At 68.7% G+C, this 18,390-nt stretch carries 22 protein-coding genes; 13 read left to right on the top strand and 9 right to left on the bottom strand.

The genetic code is table 11. From position 1 onward, the window contains the following. Positions 1 to 21: 21 nt before the first annotated feature. A complete protein-coding gene (locus ABIE51_RS11280) occupies positions 22 to 243 on the top strand; it encodes a hypothetical protein (protein WP_192630810.1) in 222 nt (73 codons plus the stop codon). On the opposite strand, the gene ABIE51_RS11275 is transcribed toward ABIE51_RS11280, so the two are convergent. Together ABIE51_RS11275 and ABIE51_RS11270 are read right to left on the bottom strand one after the other, a co-directional pair. After that, positions 240 to 1,697, bottom strand: coding sequence for an MFS transporter (locus ABIE51_RS11275; RefSeq protein ID WP_192630809.1), 1,458 nt, complete (start codon positions 1,695 to 1,697; stop codon positions 240 to 242). The genes ABIE51_RS11280 and ABIE51_RS11275 overlap by 4 nt on opposite strands. Continuing rightward, complete coding sequence (locus ABIE51_RS11270; RefSeq protein ID WP_354504087.1) at positions 1,697 to 2,692, bottom strand: NADP-dependent oxidoreductase; 996 nt, start codon at positions 2,690 to 2,692, stop codon at positions 1,697 to 1,699. The genes ABIE51_RS11275 and ABIE51_RS11270 overlap by 1 nt, the downstream gene beginning before the upstream one ends. Before the next feature lie 67 nt (positions 2,693 to 2,759). On the opposite strand from ABIE51_RS11270, the gene soxR reads away from it, so the two are divergent. The 6 genes from soxR (at position 2,760) to ABIE51_RS11240 (ending at position 7,220) form a co-directional block, all read left to right on the top strand. Further along, positions 2,760 to 3,203 carry a redox-sensitive transcriptional activator SoxR gene (gene soxR / locus ABIE51_RS11265; RefSeq protein ID WP_115840428.1) on the top strand — a complete coding sequence of 148 codons (444 nt, stop codon included), beginning with the start codon at positions 2,760 to 2,762 and terminating at the stop codon, positions 3,201 to 3,203. A 66-nt stretch (positions 3,204 to 3,269) separates the two neighbouring features. Continuing rightward, complete coding sequence (locus ABIE51_RS11260) at positions 3,270 to 4,463, top strand: glycosyltransferase (protein WP_192630808.1); 1,194 nt, start codon at positions 3,270 to 3,272, stop codon at positions 4,461 to 4,463. Positions 4,464 to 4,543: 80 nt separating this feature from the next. Then, positions 4,544 to 5,053 carry a DUF1993 domain-containing protein gene (locus tag ABIE51_RS11255; protein ID WP_192630807.1) on the top strand — a complete coding sequence of 170 codons (510 nt, stop codon included), beginning with the start codon at positions 4,544 to 4,546 and terminating at the stop codon, positions 5,051 to 5,053. Then, positions 5,053 to 5,706: a DUF998 domain-containing protein gene (locus ABIE51_RS11250; RefSeq protein ID WP_192630806.1), complete on the top strand. Its 654-nt coding sequence runs from the start codon at positions 5,053 to 5,055 to the stop codon at positions 5,704 to 5,706. Before ABIE51_RS11255 ends, ABIE51_RS11250 begins: the two co-directional genes overlap by 1 nt. 53 nt (positions 5,707 to 5,759) lie before the next feature. After that, positions 5,760 to 6,500 (top strand): sulfurtransferase, encoded by a 741-nt coding sequence (locus ABIE51_RS11245; protein ID WP_192630805.1) that lies wholly within the window; start codon positions 5,760 to 5,762, stop codon positions 6,498 to 6,500. 51 nt (positions 6,501 to 6,551) lie between these two features. After that, entirely contained in the window at positions 6,552 to 7,220 is a 669-nt protein-coding gene (locus ABIE51_RS11240) for a hypothetical protein (protein ID WP_192630804.1), read from the top strand. 526 nt (positions 7,221 to 7,746) lie between these two features. Here ABIE51_RS11240 and ABIE51_RS11235 read toward each other — a convergent pair. Beyond that, on the bottom strand, positions 7,747 to 8,994 hold the full coding sequence (locus tag ABIE51_RS11235) for a TIGR03862 family flavoprotein (RefSeq protein WP_192630803.1): 1,248 nt from the start codon (positions 8,992 to 8,994) through the stop codon (positions 7,747 to 7,749). A gap of 145 nt (positions 8,995 to 9,139) precedes the next feature. On the opposite strand from ABIE51_RS11235, the gene ABIE51_RS11230 reads away from it, so the two are divergent. Continuing rightward, positions 9,140 to 10,744 carry a serine hydrolase gene (locus tag ABIE51_RS11230; RefSeq protein WP_192630802.1) on the top strand — a complete coding sequence of 535 codons (1,605 nt, stop codon included), beginning with the start codon at positions 9,140 to 9,142 and terminating at the stop codon, positions 10,742 to 10,744. A gap of 55 nt (positions 10,745 to 10,799) precedes the next feature. Here ABIE51_RS11230 and chrA read toward each other — a convergent pair whose 3' ends face one another. Then, on the bottom strand, positions 10,800 to 11,960 hold the full coding sequence (chrA, locus tag ABIE51_RS11225; RefSeq protein WP_354504083.1) for a chromate efflux transporter: 1,161 nt from the start codon (positions 11,958 to 11,960) through the stop codon (positions 10,800 to 10,802). A gap of 137 nt (positions 11,961 to 12,097) precedes the next feature. On the opposite strand from chrA, the gene ABIE51_RS11220 reads away from it, so the two are divergent. Continuing rightward, complete coding sequence (locus ABIE51_RS11220; protein ID WP_192631765.1) at positions 12,098 to 12,586, top strand: hypothetical protein; 489 nt, start codon at positions 12,098 to 12,100, stop codon at positions 12,584 to 12,586. Between the two features lie 120 nt (positions 12,587 to 12,706). Further along, entirely contained in the window at positions 12,707 to 13,696 is a 990-nt protein-coding gene (locus ABIE51_RS11215; RefSeq protein WP_115842335.1) for an LLM class flavin-dependent oxidoreductase, read from the top strand. Positions 13,697 to 13,706: 10 nt separating this feature from the next. On the opposite strand, the gene ABIE51_RS11210 is transcribed toward ABIE51_RS11215, so the two are convergent. From ABIE51_RS11210 to ABIE51_RS11195, 4 genes are all read right to left on the bottom strand, one after another. Further along, positions 13,707 to 14,159: an FKBP-type peptidyl-prolyl cis-trans isomerase gene (locus tag ABIE51_RS11210; RefSeq protein ID WP_192630801.1), complete on the bottom strand. Its 453-nt coding sequence runs from the start codon at positions 14,157 to 14,159 to the stop codon at positions 13,707 to 13,709. 197 nt (positions 14,160 to 14,356) lie between these two features. Continuing rightward, positions 14,357 to 14,893, bottom strand: a complete 537-nt coding sequence (locus ABIE51_RS11205) for an SRPBCC family protein (protein ID WP_192630800.1) — start codon at positions 14,891 to 14,893, stop codon at positions 14,357 to 14,359. Between the two features lie 13 nt (positions 14,894 to 14,906). Next, entirely contained in the window at positions 14,907 to 15,350 is a 444-nt protein-coding gene (locus ABIE51_RS11200) for an SRPBCC family protein (protein WP_192630799.1), read from the bottom strand. Then, on the bottom strand, positions 15,347 to 15,748 hold the full coding sequence (locus tag ABIE51_RS11195) for an ArsR/SmtB family transcription factor (protein ID WP_192630798.1): 402 nt from the start codon (positions 15,746 to 15,748) through the stop codon (positions 15,347 to 15,349). The genes ABIE51_RS11200 and ABIE51_RS11195 overlap by 4 nt, the downstream gene beginning before the upstream one ends. Before the next feature lie 137 nt (positions 15,749 to 15,885). On the opposite strand from ABIE51_RS11195, the gene ABIE51_RS11190 reads away from it, so the two are divergent. The 3 genes from ABIE51_RS11190 (at position 15,886) to ABIE51_RS11180 (ending at position 17,249) form a co-directional block, all read left to right on the top strand. Next, positions 15,886 to 16,413 (top strand): phage baseplate assembly protein V, encoded by a 528-nt coding sequence (locus ABIE51_RS11190; protein ID WP_115842330.1) that lies wholly within the window; start codon positions 15,886 to 15,888, stop codon positions 16,411 to 16,413. Between the two features lies 1 nt (position 16,414). Continuing rightward, positions 16,415 to 16,735, top strand: coding sequence for a hypothetical protein (locus tag ABIE51_RS11185; protein ID WP_115842329.1), 321 nt, complete (start codon positions 16,415 to 16,417; stop codon positions 16,733 to 16,735). A gap of 139 nt (positions 16,736 to 16,874) precedes the next feature. Further along, a complete protein-coding gene (locus tag ABIE51_RS11180) occupies positions 16,875 to 17,249 on the top strand; it encodes a DUF4124 domain-containing protein (RefSeq protein ID WP_192630797.1) in 375 nt (124 codons plus the stop codon). Positions 17,250 to 17,251: 2 nt separating this feature from the next. On the opposite strand, the gene ABIE51_RS11175 is transcribed toward ABIE51_RS11180, so the two are convergent. Beyond that, a complete protein-coding gene (locus ABIE51_RS11175; RefSeq protein ID WP_192630796.1) occupies positions 17,252 to 18,334 on the bottom strand; it encodes an OprO/OprP family phosphate-selective porin in 1,083 nt (360 codons plus the stop codon). Positions 18,335 to 18,390: the final 56 nt, after the last annotated feature.

Genomic DNA, 18,390 nt, shown 5'->3' with positions numbered 1-18,390 from the left:
GTTCGCGGCAGGGATGCCGGGATGTCGCTGGTCGGGGAGGTGCTGGAATTCGTGCTGGAACTTGCGCTCGATAGCGTGACGTCCTGGCGCATGGCCGTGTCGCTGGCGGCGACGGGCATCGTCGTCTGGTTGATCCTCGCGTACGGCCCGCAGAATGCGACGGGCACGGCGCTGGCCATCGGCGCCGCGATCACGGGCATCTTCCTGGGCTTACGCTGGGTGCGTTCGGCCGAAGCAGGCTAGGCCACGGGACGCACGCGCGAGGCCAGCAGCGCGCCGAGCAGCGCGAGGGCGGCGGAAATCGCGAAGCCGACCAGATACGCCATCGACGGCGCACGCGTCAGCAACGCCGCGAAGACCGAGCCGCCGACGGCGAGCACCGTCGCGGTGAACAACGCATCGCACAGATGCAGCGCGGAGGAATTCACGCCCTGGCGGTTGGGCGGCGACAGTTCCAGGATCAGCACCGAAAGCGTGGGAAACAGCAGCCCCATGCCGAAGCCGGCGGCGATCCAGCCGACGATGCCGATGCTGACCGGCACCGAGGGCGACACCGCGCACGCCACGCCCGCGATGCCGACCACGATCAACGACATCCCGTAACGCAGCAGCTGCGACGGCGCGAACGGCTCCGATGGACGGCTGCGGCACCACGAGCCCAGCGACCAGCCCAGTGCGCCCAGCGTGAGCGCCGCGCCGGCCATCGTCGGCGACAGCCCGCGTTCTCGCGACAGCAACAACGGGATGAACACTTCCGTCCCGAAGAACGCGCCCGATGCGATGCCGCGCATCATCACCACCGTCGGCAGACCGCGCGCGGCGCGCAGCGTGCCGCGCGGCAGCAGGTGCCACGCGCATACGACCAGCGCGATGGCGGAGATCGCGAGCATCCCGGCGCCCGCGACGCCGTGGCGCTGCCCTGCGTAATGCAGCGCGAGCGCGCTCGCCGCCGCGCCGACCGCCCAGGCGAGGCGGTGCGGCGACAGGCCTCCGTCGTCGTGCGCGTGTTCGCCTTCGCGCAGGCTGCGCAGCGCGGGCAGCACGCAGGCGGCGGCAGCCATCGCGAGCAACGGCACCGACAGGAACACCCATCGCCATCCGAGGTGTTCGACCAGCGCGCCGGCGATGGTCGGCCCGATCACCGCCGGCACGACCCAGGCAGCGGCGAACGACGAGAAGATGCGCGGGTGCATCGCGGGCGGATACACGCGACCCACCGCGACGTACAACGCCACCGACATCAGGCCGCCGCCGAAGCCCTGCACGATGCGGCCCAGCAGCAGGACTTCCATCGACGGCGCGAAGCCGGCGATCAGCAGTCCGATCGAAAACCACACGATGCCGTGACGCAGGGGCGGCGCAGGCCCACGCCGGTCCGCCCACGGGCCGCACGCGACCATGCCGATCACCGACGAGGCGAGCGTGCCGCCGAACGCGAGCGCATACAGCGGCAAGCCGTCCAGCGCCTGCGCGACCGTCGGCATCGCCGTGGCGACGGCAAGCGCCTCGAAGGCGTACAGTGCGACGAGCACCACCGCGCCGATGGTCGTCGCGCGGTACTTCCGATCGAACAGGCCTTCCGTCTCGGCACCCGGATCGGAGCCCCTCTCCCGCGGGCGGGAGAGGGGTTGGGGTGAGGGCGAATCGCCGATCTCGTTCGTACGCGAATCGACTTCGCCGTCCCGACGTCCGTCCATCACAGCGCGAATCCTTTCGTTTCGTACACCATGAGCACCACCTTGCCACGTCCGTGGCCGTTCTCCACGTCGCGATGCGCCACGGCGGCGTAGGCGAGGGGATAGATGTCGCGCACGTGCACCCGCAAGCGGCCGGCATCGTGCAGGTCGACCAGCGCCTGCAGGCGTTCGCGGCTGCGCTCGCTGCGGATCGCCTGCACGCCCAGGCGCTGCACGTCCTCGAAATCCACCAGCGTGCCGATGCGTGTGGGATCGATGCCGAGCTCGATCGACGCATCGAGTGCGCCACGCCCGCTGCCATCGAGCGCCGCGTGGATGCCGTGTGGTGCGATGGCGCGGACGCGTTCGGCCAAGCCGGGCCCGTACAGCACCGGCTCGGCGCCGAGCGCGCGCAGGTAGTCGTGGTTTTCGCGACTCGCGGTGCCGATGACGTGCGCGCCGCGCAGGCGCGCCAGCTGCACGGCCATCGTGCCGACGCCGCCGGCCGCGCCGTGGACGAGCACCGTGTCGCCGCGGCGGATCGACAACGCTTCGACCGCGGTGTGTGCCGTCTGGCCCGACGCCGACAACGCACCCGCGACGGCCCAGGACATCATCACCGGCTTGAGCACCACTTGCCCGACCGGTACGACGACCGCTTCCGCATAGGCGTTCGCAGTCGTCCAGCCGAGCACTTCGTCGCCGACGACCAGCGACGTCACTCCTTCGCCGACCACATCGACGACGCCGGCGAATTCGTTGCCCAGTTGCCGCGGAAACGGCGCGATTCCGATGCCACGCTGCGCGAACCAGCCGTTGCGCGTCGCGCAGTCGGCGGGTTGCACGCCGGCCGCGCGTACGCGTACGCGGATTTCGCCGCGGGCGGGTTCGGGAAGCGGGAGATCGGCGAGCCGCAGGACATCGGGCGGGCCGTAGTCGTCGAACACGACCGCCTGCATCGTCGGCGCAGGCGCGGAGCGTGCGACGTAGCCGTCGCGCGCGGTGCGGGTATCCATACTCGGGTTGACTCGAAACAGTGACGGACGCGAGGATAGAACCTCAACTTAAGTTGAGGTCAAGCCGATGGGCAGCGAGGAACTCAGCGTCGGCGAAGTCGCCCGGCGCAGCGGCGTAGCGGTCTCGGCGCTGCACTTCTACGAAGCGAAGGGCCTGATCCACAGCCAGCGCAGCGAAGGCAACCAGCGGCGGTACTCGCGCGATACGCTGCGTCGGATCGCGATCATCCGCGCCGCACAGCGCGTGGGCATGCCGCTGGCGACGATCCGCGATGCACTGGCGAGCCTGCCCGAAGCGCGCACGCCGACGCGCCGCGACTGGACGCGGCTGTCGAGCGCGTGGCGGGAGGAGCTCGATACGCGCATCGCCGAACTGATCCGCATGCGCGACACGCTGGACGACTGCATCGGCTGCGGCTGCCTGTCGCTGGACCGGTGCCGGCTGGCGAACCCGGGCGACTGGCTGGGCGACCAGGGCGCCGGGCCGCAGCGATGGGACGGCCCGGTGTGACACGGCTGTAACAAACCTCCGCTGCAATCGTGCAAACCGGCGGCCGGCGCCGGACGGATGCACGCGATGAACCTGCTGATGCTGTCTGACGTGTACTTCCCGCGCGTGAACGGGGTGTCCACCTCGATCCGCACCTTCGCCCGCTCGCTGGCGCGGATGGGGCATGCGGTGACGATCGTCGCGCCCGACTACGGCGCCGGCAGCGGGCAGGACCAGCACGACGGGCAGGGCGAGTTCGAGGTGCTGCGCGTGCCCTCGCGGGTGATCTTCTTCGATCCGGAAGACCGCCTGATGCGCGCCGATGCCGCGCGCGCGATGCGCGAAACACTGGCAGCCCGCGAGTGGGACGTCATCCACATCCACACGCCGTTCCGCGCACATGCGATTGGCGTGCAGCTCTCGCGCGAACTCGGCGTGCCGACGGTCGAGACCTACCACACCTACTTCGAGGAATACGTCGGCCATTACCTGCCGTGGCTGCCGACGCCGGTGGGTCGCTTTGTCGCGCGCGCGGCGTCGCGCAAGCTGTGTGATGGCGTGGATCACCTCATCGTCCCGAGTGCGCAGATGGTCGACGTGCTGCAGCGGTACGGCATCACCACGCCTCACACCGTCCTGCCGACGGGCATCGACCTGGCCGAATTCACCGGAGGAGACGGCGCGAGGTTCCGCGAGAGGCACGGCATCGCGCCGGATCGCCCGACGCTGGTCACGGTCAGCCGTTTGTCGCTGGAGAAGAACATCGCCTTCCTGCTGCGCGTGGTGAAGCGGCTGGTGGGCGAATTCCCCGAGCTGCTGTTCCTCATCGCAGGCGAAGGGCCCGACGAGCCGCGCCTGCGCCGGCTGGCAAGCGAGCTCGGCATCGAGGCGAACGTGCGGTTCTTCGGCAATCTCGACCGACGCACGACGCTGCTGGACGCCTACAAGGCCGGCGATGCGTTCGTGTTCGCTTCGCCGACCGAAACGCAGGGCCTGGTGCTGATCGAGGCGATGGCGCTGGGCGTGCCGATCGTCTCCACCGCCGTGATGGGAACGGCGACGGTGCTGCGCGACACGCACAGCGCGATGATCGCGCCCGAGGACGTGGACGCCTTCGCCGCGCAGGCGGCGCAGGTGCTGCGTTCGCCGGAGCTGCGCGCGCGGCTGTCCGCGGCCGGCCCGGACGACGCGCGACGTTGGAGTTCGGACACCCTCATGCGCCAGGTCGAATCGCTCTATGGCGCGCTGGCGCAGGGACGCACGGAACTGGCGCCCACCTGAGGTCTGCGGATCGATGCGGATCGACGCGGAACCTCCGGGCCGCCGTGTACCATCGCCGCATTCCTCATCTGGAGATCGGCATGACCCTGTCCCTGCACGACGCAAGCGTGCCCGTATTCCGCCACATGCTCGGCGCGCTCGACGGCGTGCTCGCCAAGGGCGAGGCGCACGCCAAGGCACAGGGTTACGACCCCGAGGTGCTGCTGCACGCGCGCCTTTTCCCGGACATGTTCCCGCTGGCGCGCCAGGTACAGATCGCCTGCGATTTCGCGAAGAGCGTGAGCGCGCGTCTGGCCGACGTCGAAGTGCCGGCCATCCCGGACGAGGAACGCACCTTCGCCGAGCTGCGCCAGCGCATCGCGAAGACGCTGGCCTTCGTCGAGGGCCTGGACGCGCTGCTGTTCGAAGGCGCCGGCGAGCGCGAGATCGTCCTGCGCCCGGGCACGCCGAAGGAGCGCCGCTTCGACGGCCGCAACTACCTGCTCCAGTACGGCCTGCCGCAGTTCTTCTTCCACGTGACCACCGCCTACGCGCTGCTGCGCCACAACGGCGTGCCGGTCGGCAAGCTGGATTACATGGGAGCGCGGTGATGTCCGACGTCCCGGCCGTCGCGCAGCAGCGGATCGCCTCCGCCCGTACGCGGACGATCGGGACGTGGGCGCTGTGCGGCGTGGCGGTGTTCGCGCTCGTCGCCATTGCGATGCAGTTCCTGCGCACGGACCTGGATTTCGTCCGCGCGACGCTGAGCTTCTACCTGCTGGGTCCGCTCGGGTTGTGGCTGCAGCTGGCCTATGTCGGCCTGGCGATGAGCCTGACTCTGATCGGCGCCGGCTACTACGGGGCCGCGGGGCGCGATGGGCGCAGCGCGGTGGCGCTGTGCCTGTTCCTGGTCGGCGCGATCGGCGTGGCCGTCACCGCGTGGGCCGAGACGGACCGCGGCGGCCCGGCCGCGATGACGATGGCGGCGAAGATCCACGCGATCTCCGCGCCGCTCGCGTTCCTCGGTACGACGCTGGGGATGCTCTGGCAGAGCTGGGCGTTCCGGCGCGACCCGCGCTGGCGGCAGCACTTCGCGCTGGCCTTCGGGTTGGCGGCGTTCTGCTTCATCGCGCTGTGGCTGCATGCGCTGTGGCGCGACCTGCCGCGCGGGCTCAGCCAGAAGGTGGTGATTGCCGCGATTGCGATCTGGCTCATGCTGGCCGCCCACTGGCTGCGCCGGACGCTGCCTTCCGGGCAATATTGATCAATCAGTTACGGCGCGAAGCTCAGGTAATTACTGCGGCTTACAATAGGCGCATGCTCAACATCGCCGCCTATCACTTCGTTTCCATCGACCAGCCCGACGACCTCGCGAAGGTCCTTCACGAGCGGGCGGACGCCGCCGGGCTGCGCGGCACCATCCTGGTCGCGGGCGAGGGCATCAACCTGTTCCTGGCGGGCGAGGACGACGAGATCCACGGCTTCCTCGACGCCCTGCGCGAGGACGCGCGCTTCGCCGACCTGCTGGTGAAGTTCAGCCACAGCCGGGCCCAGCCGTTCGGCCGGCTCAAGACGAAGGTGAAGCCGGAGATCATCAGCTTCCGTCGCGACAACGCGTCGCCGCTGTCCGATGGCCGCGCGCCGATGGTCGAGCCGCACACGCTGGCGCGCTGGCTCGACCAGGGTTTCGACGATGCGGGCAAGCCGGTGGTGATGCTCGACACGCGCAACCGCGAGGAGTTCGGCTACGGAACCTTCACGGGCGCACTGACCCTGCCCATCGACAATTTCACCGACCTGCCGGAGGCGTTGCAGCCCCATCGCGACGCACTGCGCGATGCCACCGTCGTGAGCTTCTGCACCGGCGGCATCCGCTGCGAGAAGGCCGCCTTGTGGATGCAGGCCGACGGAATGCGCAACGTGTTGCAGCTCGACGGCGGCATCCTGGGGTACTTTGAGCAGGTCGGCGGCCGACATTACGATGGCCGCTGCTTCGTGTTCGACGGGCGCGTCGCCCTCGACCCGCAATTGCAACCGCTCGTGGACGACGCCGCCTAGCCGGCACGGACTTCCCCCGCCGAGTCCACGACCCGCAAGGAGCTTGAATCAGTGAGCAAGGCGATGACGAAACCCGGTTTGACCTGGATGGCCCCGCGCGTGGCGGCCGCATTGCTGGTGGCGGGCCTGTCGGCCTGCGAGCCGCAGACGCCGGTCAACACCGCGCCGCCGGAAGCGATCACCGCGCCGCCGCCGGCCGCCAACCCGCAGCCCGACGTCAACGCCAAGCCGGTCGAGCGCGCGGCGCCGCCGATGATCAAGCCGGTCGCACTGGGCGAGTTCGACCCGGGCAACCCGGTAGCGACCGCCGTCACCGGCAAGCTGTCGCTGGAAGACACGCTCATCAAGGGCGAGAACGGCGCGAGCTTCACCACCGAGCGCGTCGCGCTGGTGTCCGGCGGCGACCAGTATTCGGCCGGCGCCACCTACGCGCAGGCGATGATCGTCGATGCCTCGCAGCCGATCGAACTGCGCCGCGTACTCGAGGAAACCCCGCCGACGCAGTCGCCCGCCAACGCCTTGTGCGGCGGCAACCGCACCGGTTTCATCGCGCTGGCGAAGGTCGAAGACGCCACGGGCGAGACGCTCAAACTCATCGGCCTGAAGGGCACCGACCTGCCGGCCGCAAGCGCGAACGGCGTGGAGCTGTGCGCGAGCACGCAGTACTTCCCGATCGCCGGCGGCGGCGACGCGGAAGGGAAGAAGGTCGCGAAGCGCTGAATTCCTGCGCGGGCTTGGAGCCCCTCTCCCATCGGGAGAGGGGTTGGGGTGAGGGGCAACGAAGCGGCGCCGGCGACCAACCGTTGCGGCACAGTGCTGCGGTGTTGGTTCAACCGCTAACGCCGAACGCCCACTCGAAGATCAAATGGACTCCAGCTTTCGCTGGAATGACGAAGAGTGCGGCGATGGCGTGACAGCCTGGATCCCGGCTTTCGCCGGATGACGGATTCAGTGAGCGTGACGCCGCTTTCAGCCCCTCTCCCAACGGGAGAGGGGTTGGGGTGAGGGGCAACGAAGCGGTAGCGGCGACCAACTGTTGCGGCACAGTGCTGCGGTGTTGATTCAACCGCTAACGCCGAACGCCCACTCGAAGATCAAAATGGATTCCAGCTTTCGCTGGAATGACGAAGAGTGCTGCGGCGATTGGCGTGACAGCTGGATCCCGGCTTTCGCCGGGATGACGGATTCAGTGCGCGTGACGCCGCTTCTTGAACGAGACGTCGCTTTTAGCCATCCGAAACGACGATCAAACGCGCCGCAACCACTCCACGGCGCCACGCCCCGCGCGCACTCCGCTTGCATAGCACGCCGTCAGCAGGTAGCCGCCCGTCGGCGCTTCCCAGTCGAGCATCTCGCCCGCGCAGAACACACCGGGCATCGTCCGCAGCATCAGCGATTCCGCATCCAGCGCTTCGAGGCGAACGCCGCCGGCGCTGCTGATCGCCTCCGCGATCGGCCTCGCGCGCAGCAGTCTCAGCGGTAGGCGCTTGATCGTGCGCGACAGCAGTTGCGTATCGAGCATCGCTTCCTTGCCCAGCACTTCGTACAGCAGTGCGGCTTTCACGCCTTCGATTCCGCCCTGCCGGCGCAGATGCTCGGTGAGGCTGCGTCCGCCGCGGGGTTTCTCGAGATCGGCACGCAAACGATGCAGTTCGCGCCCCGGCGCAAGATCGAGTTCGAGCGTCGCTTCGCCGTGCGCCGCAATCGTATCGCGGAGCATTGCGGACAACGCGTAGATCAGGCTGCCTTCGATGCCCGTCTGCGTGACGACGCATTCGCCCTGCAGTTCGTGCGGACGGCCCGCGTCATCGTGCCAATGCGCGACCACCGGCTTGAGCGGAGCACCCGCATGCCGGCTGGCGAAGTGCTCGCTCCAGCCGATGTCGAACCCGCAGTTGGACGGCACCAGCGGCGCGACGTCGACCTCGCGCGACTGCAGCACGGGCACCCACGCGCCGTCGGAGCCCAGCTCCGGCCAGCTGCCGCCGCCGAGCGCCAACACCGTCGCGTCAGCGTGCACGGCGATCTCGCCGTCGGGTGTCGCGAACCGCAACGGGCCATCGTCGCGCCAGCCCAGCCATCGATGCTGCACATGGAAGCGCACGCCGTCCTCGCGCAGGCGACGCACCCAGCCGCGCAGCAGCGGCGCGGCCTTGCGGTCGGTCGGGAATACGCGTCCCGAGGTACCGATGTAGGTGTCGATGCCGAAACCGCGCGCCCATTCGCGCAATGCCTCGCCGTCGAAATCGTCGAGCCAGGCGCCGACCTCGCGCGCGCGGTTGCCATATCTCGAATCGAACGCGGGACGCGGCTCGCCATGCGTGAGGTTGAGTCCGCCCTTGCCGGCGATCAGGAACTTCCGCCCGACCGAACCCTTGGCCTCGAACAGGTCCACGTCCACGCCGGCCGCCCGCGCGACTTCCGCCGCCATCAGGCCGGCAGGGCCTCCGCCGACGATGGCGAGGCGGGCGTGGAGCTGCGGAAGAGTGGACATGCGCAATCGGTCGATCGGGCAGGCAATTATGCCTGCGCTGCCGTTTTCCTCGCTCATTCGCCGCATGAGGCCAACTTCCGTGCGATTCGTCGGCGGGCCAAAGCAGGTATCTTCGAGCGCTCGCACCGAAGGAGCCGCTCCGCCCATGCACCGTCGCACCGTTTCCGCCGCCCTGGCGCTGCTGATCGCCACCGGCGCCGCGCATGCCAGCGACACCGCGCTGCCGCCGCAATTGCAGAATTTCGACGCCTACGTCGAAGGCGTGCGCAAGCAGTTCGACGTGCCGGGCATCGCGGTGGCAGTGGTGAAGGACGGGCAGGTCGTGCTCGAACGCGGTTTCGGCGTGCGCGAGATGAACAAGCCGGCGCAGGTCGACGCCAACACGCTGTTCGCCATCGCATCCAACACGAAGGCCTTCACCGCGGCGTCGCTGTCGATCCTCGCCGACGAAGGCAAGCTGAGCCTGGACGATCGCGTGATCGATCACCTGCCGTGGTTCCGCATGTCCGATGCCTACGTCACGCAGGAAATGCGCGTGCGCGACCTGCTCGCGCATCGCAGCGGCCTCGGACTGGGCGCGGGCGACCTGCTGTATTGGCCAGGAACGGACTACACGACGGAGGACGTCGCGCGCCGCCTGAAAGACGTGCCGCTTACCGGGAGCTTCCGCGGAGAGTACGCGTACGACAACATCCTCTACGGCGTGGCGCAGCTGGTGATCGAACAGGCCAGCGGACAGAGTTACGCGCAGTTCCTGCAGCAGCGCATCTTCGCGCCGCTGGGCATGCGCGACACGCGCTTCAACTCCGACGCGCTGCGTCCGCGCGACAACGTCGCCACCGGCCACGCGAAGGCCGATTTCAAGGACCTGCAACCCGCACCGCGCATGACGTGGCACAACGTCTCCGGCGCGGGCGGCATCTATTCCAGCGTGCACGACATGAGCCGCTGGATGAACATGCAGCTGGCCGGCGGCACCTTCACCGACGCGAAGGGCACGCAGCAGCGGTTGTTCTCCGAAGAGCGCCAGCAGGAGATGTGGTCGGTGATCACGCCGATCCCGATCCCCAAGCCGGCAGTGCCTGAACTCGAAGCCGCGAAGCCGAATTTCCTCGGCTACGGCGAGGGCTGGACGCTGTCGGATTACCGCGGCCGCAAGCTCGTGTCGCACACCGGCGGCTGGCCCGGCATGGTGTCGCGCGTGACGCTGGTGCCGCAGCAGAAGCTGGGCGTGATCGTGCTCACCAACGCCGAAGTTGGCGGCGCGTTCAACGCGGTGACGATGCGCGTGCTCGATGCGTTCCTCGACGCGCCGCGCACCGACTGGACCGCCGCCTACGCCGCCGCGCTCGCCAAGTCGAAGGACAAGTCCGACGAGGACTGGCGCAAGCACGTCGAGGCGCGTGTCGCGAACGCGCCGCCGTCGCGCCCGCTGTCCGCGTACGCGCGTACGTATCGCGATCCGTGGTACGGCGACATCGTCGTCGAACAGGCGAAAGACGGACTGGTGATGCGTTTCTCGCGCACGCCCGACCTCGTCGGCAAGATGGAACCGTGGCAGCACGACACCTTCGTGGTGCGCTGGAACGAGCGATGGCTCAACGCCGATGCGTTCGTGACGTTCTCGCTGGATGCCGACGGCAAGGTGCGCGAAGGTCGGATGGAAGCAATCTCGCCGTTGACGGACTTCAGCTTCGATTTCCAGGACCTGCGCCTGAAACCGGTCGAGCAAGAGAAGCCGAAGTCTTGACATCACAAAGGCCCTCTCCCGCGCTCGGAAAAGGGTTGGTGAGGGCAGTCGCCGACTAGCCCATCAGATACATCGCGACCGAAGCCCCCACGCACCACGCCACCACCCACAACGCGCCCACGCGCAGTCGAACCAGCAGCGCGAAGGCGACGATCACGACGACGACATCGCGCCACGATGCGATGCCTTGTGCCCACACCGGATCGTGGAAGGCGGCGGCAAGCAGTCCGACGACCGCGGCGTTGACGCCGGCGAGCATCGGCGCCGCGCCTCGCTTCGCCTGCACGCGCTGCCACACGGGAAGCGTGGCCGCGAGCAGCAGGAAGCCCGGCAGGAAGATCGCCAGCAACGCCACCAGCGCCGAAAGGGCCGGCGGCCATCCGGTCGGTGCGATCGCACCGAGGTAGGCGGCAATCGAGAACATCGGCCCGGGCACGGCTTGCGCCGCACCGTAGCCCGCGAGGAAACGGTCCGGCGCGATCCAGCCCGGATCGACCAGCGCTTCCTGCAACAGCGGCAGCACGACGTGGCCGCCGCCGAACACCAGCGCGCCGGCGCGATAGAACGCCGCGGTCATCGCGCCCAGCGTCGGCCCGTTCGATGGCCATGCGAGCGCGGCGACGAGCCCGCAGGCGAACACGATGAGCAACGCCGTCGCCACGCCGCGCCCGTACGTCACCGGCAGCGAGTCCTGCGAGGTCGACTTCGACGCGACACGTCGGCATAGCACCACCCCCAGCACCGCACCGATCGCGATGGCCACCAGTTGCGCCCATGCCGTACCGAGCCAGACGACGGTCGCGCATGCGATGGCCGCGACCGCGAGGCGCCGGACGTCGGGCGTCATCTGCCGCGCCATGCCGAGCAGTCCGTGCGCGACCACCGCGACGGCGACCAGCTTCAGCCCATGGACGACCGCGGCGCCGAACCCGCGATCCAGCTGCGCCGACATCGACGCAAAGCCGACCATCAGCAGCGCGGAGGGCAGGGTGAACCCGACGAACGCCGCCAGCGCACCGCGCCAGCCCGCGCGCAGCAAGCCGATGGCGAAGCCCATCTGGCTGCTCGCGGGCCCCGGCAGGAACTGGCAGATCGCCAGCAGCTGCGCGTAGCGCGCGTCGTCCAGCCAGCGCCGGCGCACGACGAATTCCTCGCGGAAATAGCCCAGGTGCGCGATGGGCCCGCCGAAGGACACCAGCCCCAGGCGCACGAACACGCGGAAGACGGCGAGGGCGGAGATGGGTTCTATGGCGCCGCTCCATGGAGAAAATCGTGCCGAGTATGCCGGCTGGCCCTTCCACTTCCGTTGACACCGTGCCCAGCATGATGGACGTCCAAGCAGAGGAGCAGGCCATGCACCACGCCACGCCGACTCACGGCACGCCCGCCACCGGCGAGAACCCGCAATGGTGGCAGGACACCCAGGACATCCCGACCATCGTGCGCGCCATCTACGAGTGCATTTCCGGTCCGGCGGGCGCGCCGCGCGACTGGGCGCGCTTCCGGTACCTGCAGCATCCGGACGCACGCAGCCTGCGCACGGTCGTCGATCCCGACGGCAGCACGCACGCCGTGGTGTTCGACGTCGACAGCTACATCGCCGACGTCACGCCATACTTTGCCGCGAATGGCTTTTTCGAAGTGGAGATCGACCAGCGCGTCGAGCGCTTCGGCCAGGTCGCGCACGTGTGGAGCCGCTACGAGGCGCGCGAATCGCTGGAAACACCGGTGATCAAGCGTGGCGCCAACAGCATCCAGCTGTGCTTCGAACATGGCCGCTGGTGGGTCTTCAGCACCGTGTGGGACAACGAACGCGAGGGCGTCGCATTCGACCTGTGGTGAGGCCTCACGCGGCGATGCCGGCGTCCGTGCAATGCTGAACGTGCAGGGATGGAACGCCGCGCCGCTGGCAATACGCGCGTTCGCCCCCAGTACGAAGGCTCGCCGCCAAGGAGCGCCTGCATGATCCCGATTTCCGTCCTCGACCTCGCGCCGATCACCGAGGGCAGCGACGCCACACAGGCGTTCGCCAACACGCTGGACCTCGCGCGCCACGCCGAGCGGTTCGGCTACCAGCGCTACTGGCTCGCCGAACACCACAACATGCCCGGCATCGCCAGCGCGGCCACCGCGGTGCTGATCGGCCATGTCGCCTGCGGCACCAGCACGATCCGCGTCGGCGCCGGCGGCATCATGCTTCCGAACCACGCGCCGCTGCAGGTAGCCGAGCAGTTCGGCACGCTCGCGTCGCTGTATCCGGGGCGCATCGACCTCGGCCTCGGCCGTGCACCGGGCACCGACCACGCCACCGCGCATGCGTTGCGTCGCTATTTCGAAGCGGCCGACATGTTCGCGCAGGACGTGGTGGAACTGCTGCATTACTTCGAACCCGTGCAGCCCGGCCAGGCGGTGCGCGCGGTGCCCGGTGCGGGCGTGGACGTGCCGGTGTGGCTGCTCGGTTCGAGCCTGTTTTCGGCGCGACTCGCCGCGCAGCTGGGCCTGCCGTTCGCGTTCGCCTCGCACTTCGCGCCCGACGCGATGGATCACGCGCTCACGATGTACCGGCGCGAATTCAAGCCGTCCAGGCGCCTAGACAAGCCGCACACGATGCTGGCGCTCAACGTCGTCGGCGCGCACGATAATGCGGAGGCGCGGCGTCTGTTCACGACCCTGCAGCAGTCGTTCGTCAACCTGCGGCGCGGGCATCCGGGGCTGATCCCGGCCCCGATCGACGACATCGAAACCTACTGGAATCCGCTGGAAAAAAGCGGCGTGCAGCAGGCGCTGGCGTGCTCGGTCGTCGGCGACGAGCAGACGGTGCGCGAGGGCATCGCGGCGTTTATCGAACGCCACAAGCCGGACGAACTGCTGATCACCGCCAATGTGTTCGAGCACGCCGCGCGCGTGCGTTCGTTCGAGATCGCGGCGCAGGCTTGCCGCGCATTGGCGTGACGCGCGCGGCTTAGTGCGTGCGCACGTCGAGCAATTCGACCTCGAAGACGAGCGAGCCGTTGGGCGGAATGACACCGCCCGCACCCTTGCGGCCGTAGCCGTATTCGGCCGGAATCCTCAGCACGCGCTTGCCACCCACGCGCATGCCGGCGACGCCTTCGTCCCAGCCACGGATCACGCGACCTGCGCCGAGCAGGAAGGTGAAGGGCTCATTGCGATCGCGCGAGCTGTCGAACTTCCCGCCGCGGCCGTCGGGCTTGGTCTTGTCGTAATTCCATCCGGTGTAGTGGACGGTAACGTCCATGCCCGACTTCGCTTCGGCGCCGGTGCCGACCTGCTGGTCGATGATTTCGAACTTCGGAATCACGCCGCCCGGCGGCGGGCCGGGATCGGCGCATGCGGCGAGAAGAGCGAGGGTGGCGAAAGCGGCGAGGCCGCTGCGGATGCGCTGGAAGGTGGTCATGCACGAAGCATAGCGTGTCGCCCGCTTTGCTGGCTTTTCTTGTCGTTATTCGCGCGAAGGCTGGAATCCAGCGACTTAGATTCCTTGCGTCATTCCCGCGAAGGCGGGAATCCAACCGTGAGCGCATCAACGCCTCCGTAGAGCGTGATGCGCGCAGAGCTGGATCCCCGCCTACGCGGGGATGACAGTTTCCTGCATTACGCAGGAATGCGCTTCTCGTACTCCGCATTGATCGGCGCGAGCGTCTTCCAGAAGCCCTCGGGCGTACGTCCGGCCAGGCGGTCGGCGAGGATGCCCAGGTGCGTGTGCCAGCCGCCCGACACGCTGACCATGCCTTCGCGGCTCGCCAGGCGGCTATGCGTGACGATCAGCTGCACCTGGTCGCCTTTCGGGGCGAGCTCCATGCGCACCTGCGAATCGCCGCCGGCCTCCTCGTCCCAGGTGAATACCAGCAGCCGCGGCGGATCGCATTCGACCACGTGGCCGTGCGAACGAAGTTCGCCACCGTACTTCTCGTACTTCGCCGGCGGCGCGACGTCGTTGTCGGTGAGGCGGTTGTTGTGGAAGACCAGTTCCATCGCGCCGCCGGGACGCAGGTCCATGGCGCCGCGCGCGAGCCAGGTGCCGCGCTTTTCCGATTCGGTGAGGTAGGCCCAGACGCGTTCGATCGGGCCGGGCAGGAGACGTTCGATGCGCACGGTGTCGGGCGCGGTGACGATGCCGAAGTCGTTCATGGGTGGTGCTCCTTCACGTGGGGGAAGCGGTGTGCAGGTGCCGTTCGAGCGATGCGAGGATCGTCGTCCAGCCGTGTTCGGTGCGGTCCGCGTACTCCGCGTACTCGGCCGCCATTTCGTGGGTAAGCGTGAGCACGCAGCCGTCGCCGTCGGGCGCGATGTCGACCGTGATGCGATCGCCTACCGAGTCGGGCTCCAGCGCGAGCGTCAGTACCAGGCGATGCGGCCGATCGATTTCCAGGTATCGCCCGTAGTGCGCGGCGTCGCCGTTCGCACGGCGTTCGACGATGGCGTAGCCGCCGCCGACGCGCGGATCGACGTCCACGCGCAGCATCTTTCCGTCCGCCGTCGCATACAGCCAGCGGCCGAGCGTCGCCGGATCGAGCCACGCGTCGAACACGCGTTCGCAACTGGCATCGAGGCGGCGGCTCACGCGCACGGTGACGGGCGGGTTCATCGCTTGCTCCGGTTCGATCGCGCGGGTTTGGCGGCGGGTTTGCGCGGCGGCTTGCGCGTGGCGTCGTCGCGATCCTCGGCGCGGAGCAGGTCCTCGAGCGCGCCGAGGCGCTGGTTCCAGAACTGTTCGTAGTGCCGCATCCATTCCATGCCGGCGTGCAGCGGCCGGGCATCGAGCCGGCATACGTGCGTGCGGCCCTGCACGTCGCGCTGCACCAGGCCGGCGCCTTCGAGCACCTTGATGTGCTTTGAAGCCGCGGCCAGCGAGATCTCGAACGGTTCGGCCAGTTCGCCCACGCTGCGCGGCTGGCGCGCGAGGTTGCGGACCATGGCGCGTCGCGTCGGGTCGGCGAGGGCGCGGAAGACGGCGTCGAGCCGATCGGAGTTAGATTCAACCATATGGTTGAATATCCGCGTGGCCGGTTCGATTGTCAACCAACGGGTTGAATGTTCCGACGAGCGGCAAGCCGTGGCCTGCGCCCGCGGCCGTTCACGTTCGAAAGAACACAGGGGACCCCACGCCCAGGAAACGGCCGATGCCGCACACGAGCAAGCCCGCGCCGCAGCGCCAGTACGGGAAGTTCCGCGGCGTCGTCGTCGACAACATCGATCCCCTGCAACTGGGCCGCGTGCTCGTGCAGGTGCCTCGTGTGTTCGATGGCGATGCACGCTGGGCGATGCCGTGCGTGCCGGTCGCCGGCCACCAGAGCGGATTGTTCCTGCTGCCACCGGTGGGCGCGCCGGTGTGGGTAGAGTTCGAACAGGGCGACGCCGAACTGCCGATCTGGGTCGGCGGCTACTGGGTGGATGCGGCGGAGCTTCCGTCGTTCGCCCACGCAGGACAGGCGGTCGCGCCGGCCGTGCTGCTGCAGACGCCGGGGCGCAACGCGCTGACGGTGTCGGACATGCCGGGCCCCGACGGCGGCGTGCTGCTTCGGTCGCATACCGGCGCGTGCATCGCAGTGAACGAAGCGGGCATCACCATCAGCAACGGACGCGGCGCGAGCATCGTGCTGGCCGGCTCGATGGTGACGATCAACGATGGCGCGCTGACGGTTGTGTGACGTGGGCGGCCTGATCCTGCATCTCGGCGCAAGCGTGACGTGCTCGCACGGCGGCCCCGCCGTGCCGACGGTGCCGTACTCGCGCGTCACGCTGCAGGGCCATCCTGTGGTAACCGTCGCCGCGCCTTACGAAATCGCCCACTGCAACCTGCCGGCACCGGCCGAGGCGCTGCGCTGCACCGGTGGCCAATGGTTGCAGGGCAGCACGCGCGTGTTCGCGGGCGGGCGTGCGCTGGTGCTCGATAGCAGCCCGTCGATGTGCGTGCCCAACGGCGCGGTCATGCTCGTGCTCGAGTGCCAGACGCGGGTCAACGCCGTCTGACGTTGCGGCGCGGCGAACTCCGACGGGCAATCGCGTGCCCGGGCCCGGCTAAACGGCGTGTTTTCCGATACAGCGCGACTGTTGGCGTCCGTAGCCTGTCTCCGTCAACGAAGGGCGGGCAGGGATGTCTTGGAGAACGATGTTCGGATGCGTCATCGCGCTGTCGTGTACGCACGCAGATGCGCAGAACGTCTACAAGTGCGTGGCAGCGGGCGGCGTGGTCAGCTACCAGAGTGCGCCCTGCGAGCACGGCGCACGCGAGGCGGCGCGATGGGACGCGCCGCCGGATCCGCCGTCGCGGTTGCATCAGTCAGTAGCGAATCCGGAGCGGCACGCGTCCGAACCACGTTTCACGCGGACGGGCAGTGCGCACATCGCGCGCAATGCAGTGAAGCCGTCGGCCTGTGAGGCAGCGAAGACCAATCGCGATCGCACGCTCGAACGCGTCGGCCTCAAGCGGACCTTCGACCTGCTCAGCCGCCTGGACGAGCAGGTCCGCAACGCATGTCGATGACGTCAGAACTGCAACTGCACGCGCATCAGGAACAGGCGCGGGTCGTCGTTTACGCCACGACGCCGGCTGTCGGCCACGACGTAGTTCGCCATCAGGCGCGCGTAGGACGTCAGGTAGCAGGTCGCGCCGACGTTCCAGTCGGACTGCACGCCGCCCTGCGACGCGGCCGAATCGAGGTCGAGGACGCTGTAGCGCACGACCAGCTCCCACGCCACGTCCTTGCCGATCGTCGGCGAACTCGCCGTGCCGGCCTTGTAGTTGCGTTGGTGTCCGGAGGGGGACCAACTGGCGAGTGCGTAACCGCCGGTGCCGCGCACGTCCGCCGCGTCGTCGCGGTGCGATTGCACGGCCGCGGCTTCGGCCTGCACCGACCAGGGGCCGCCGATCCACAACGCTTCCAGCCCGGCGCGGGTCGTGCGCTGGACGTCGCCGAGCGTGCCCGTGTCCACCAGGCTCGACGTCGCCAGCGCCGCCTCGGGCTTGCTGGAGAAGCGTGCGGTCTCGCTGTCCGGCGAATCCACCGAGGCGCCGACACCGAAGTGCAGCAGGGCGTCGCCGAAATGCAACGCGCGCGAGGCGCGTACCGCGGCACCGATGCCTTCGTTCTTGCCGTCCAGCCGCTGGCCGAACACGGTCGCGTTGACGGCGTGGTTCGCGTCCGACCATGCGTAGCCCAGGCCGATGCGGCGACCGAGCGCGAACGCACCGAGCAGCGAGGCTTCCATCAAGGGCGTCTGGCGTGCGCTGGTCGCGTCTTCCATCAGGAACGGCTGCTTGAACTGGCCCAGGCGCAGCGCGTGGCCCTTGGCAGGCGTGAACTGGAGGAAGGCGTCGGGCGTGGAGCGATCGGTGAACTCGTGCTCGACGTTGAGCTGCCACCGCTCGCCGGCCTTGGCGACGAAACCCAGGCGTCCGGAGCGCACCTTGTCGACGTCCTCGAACGGCTTGACGTCGGGATGCGCGTCCACGCCGTCGTAGTAGACGACGCCGGTCGGCTTGAAGGACACCGCGCCGGCATGGGCGCAGAAGGGGAGTACGACGGCGGCCAGCGCGGCCGACAGGCGTCGGGTGAGAAGTTGCGGCATCGGGGAACCGGTGGAAGCAGCGCCGCGATCGCGGCGCCTGGAGAGAAGGGAAGTGC

Source organism: Lysobacter sp. OAE881, assembly GCF_040546665.1.
Taxonomy (GTDB): domain Bacteria; phylum Pseudomonadota; class Gammaproteobacteria; order Xanthomonadales; family Xanthomonadaceae; genus Lysobacter_J; species Lysobacter_J soli.
This window is presented reverse-complemented; position numbering and strand designations above follow the sequence as displayed.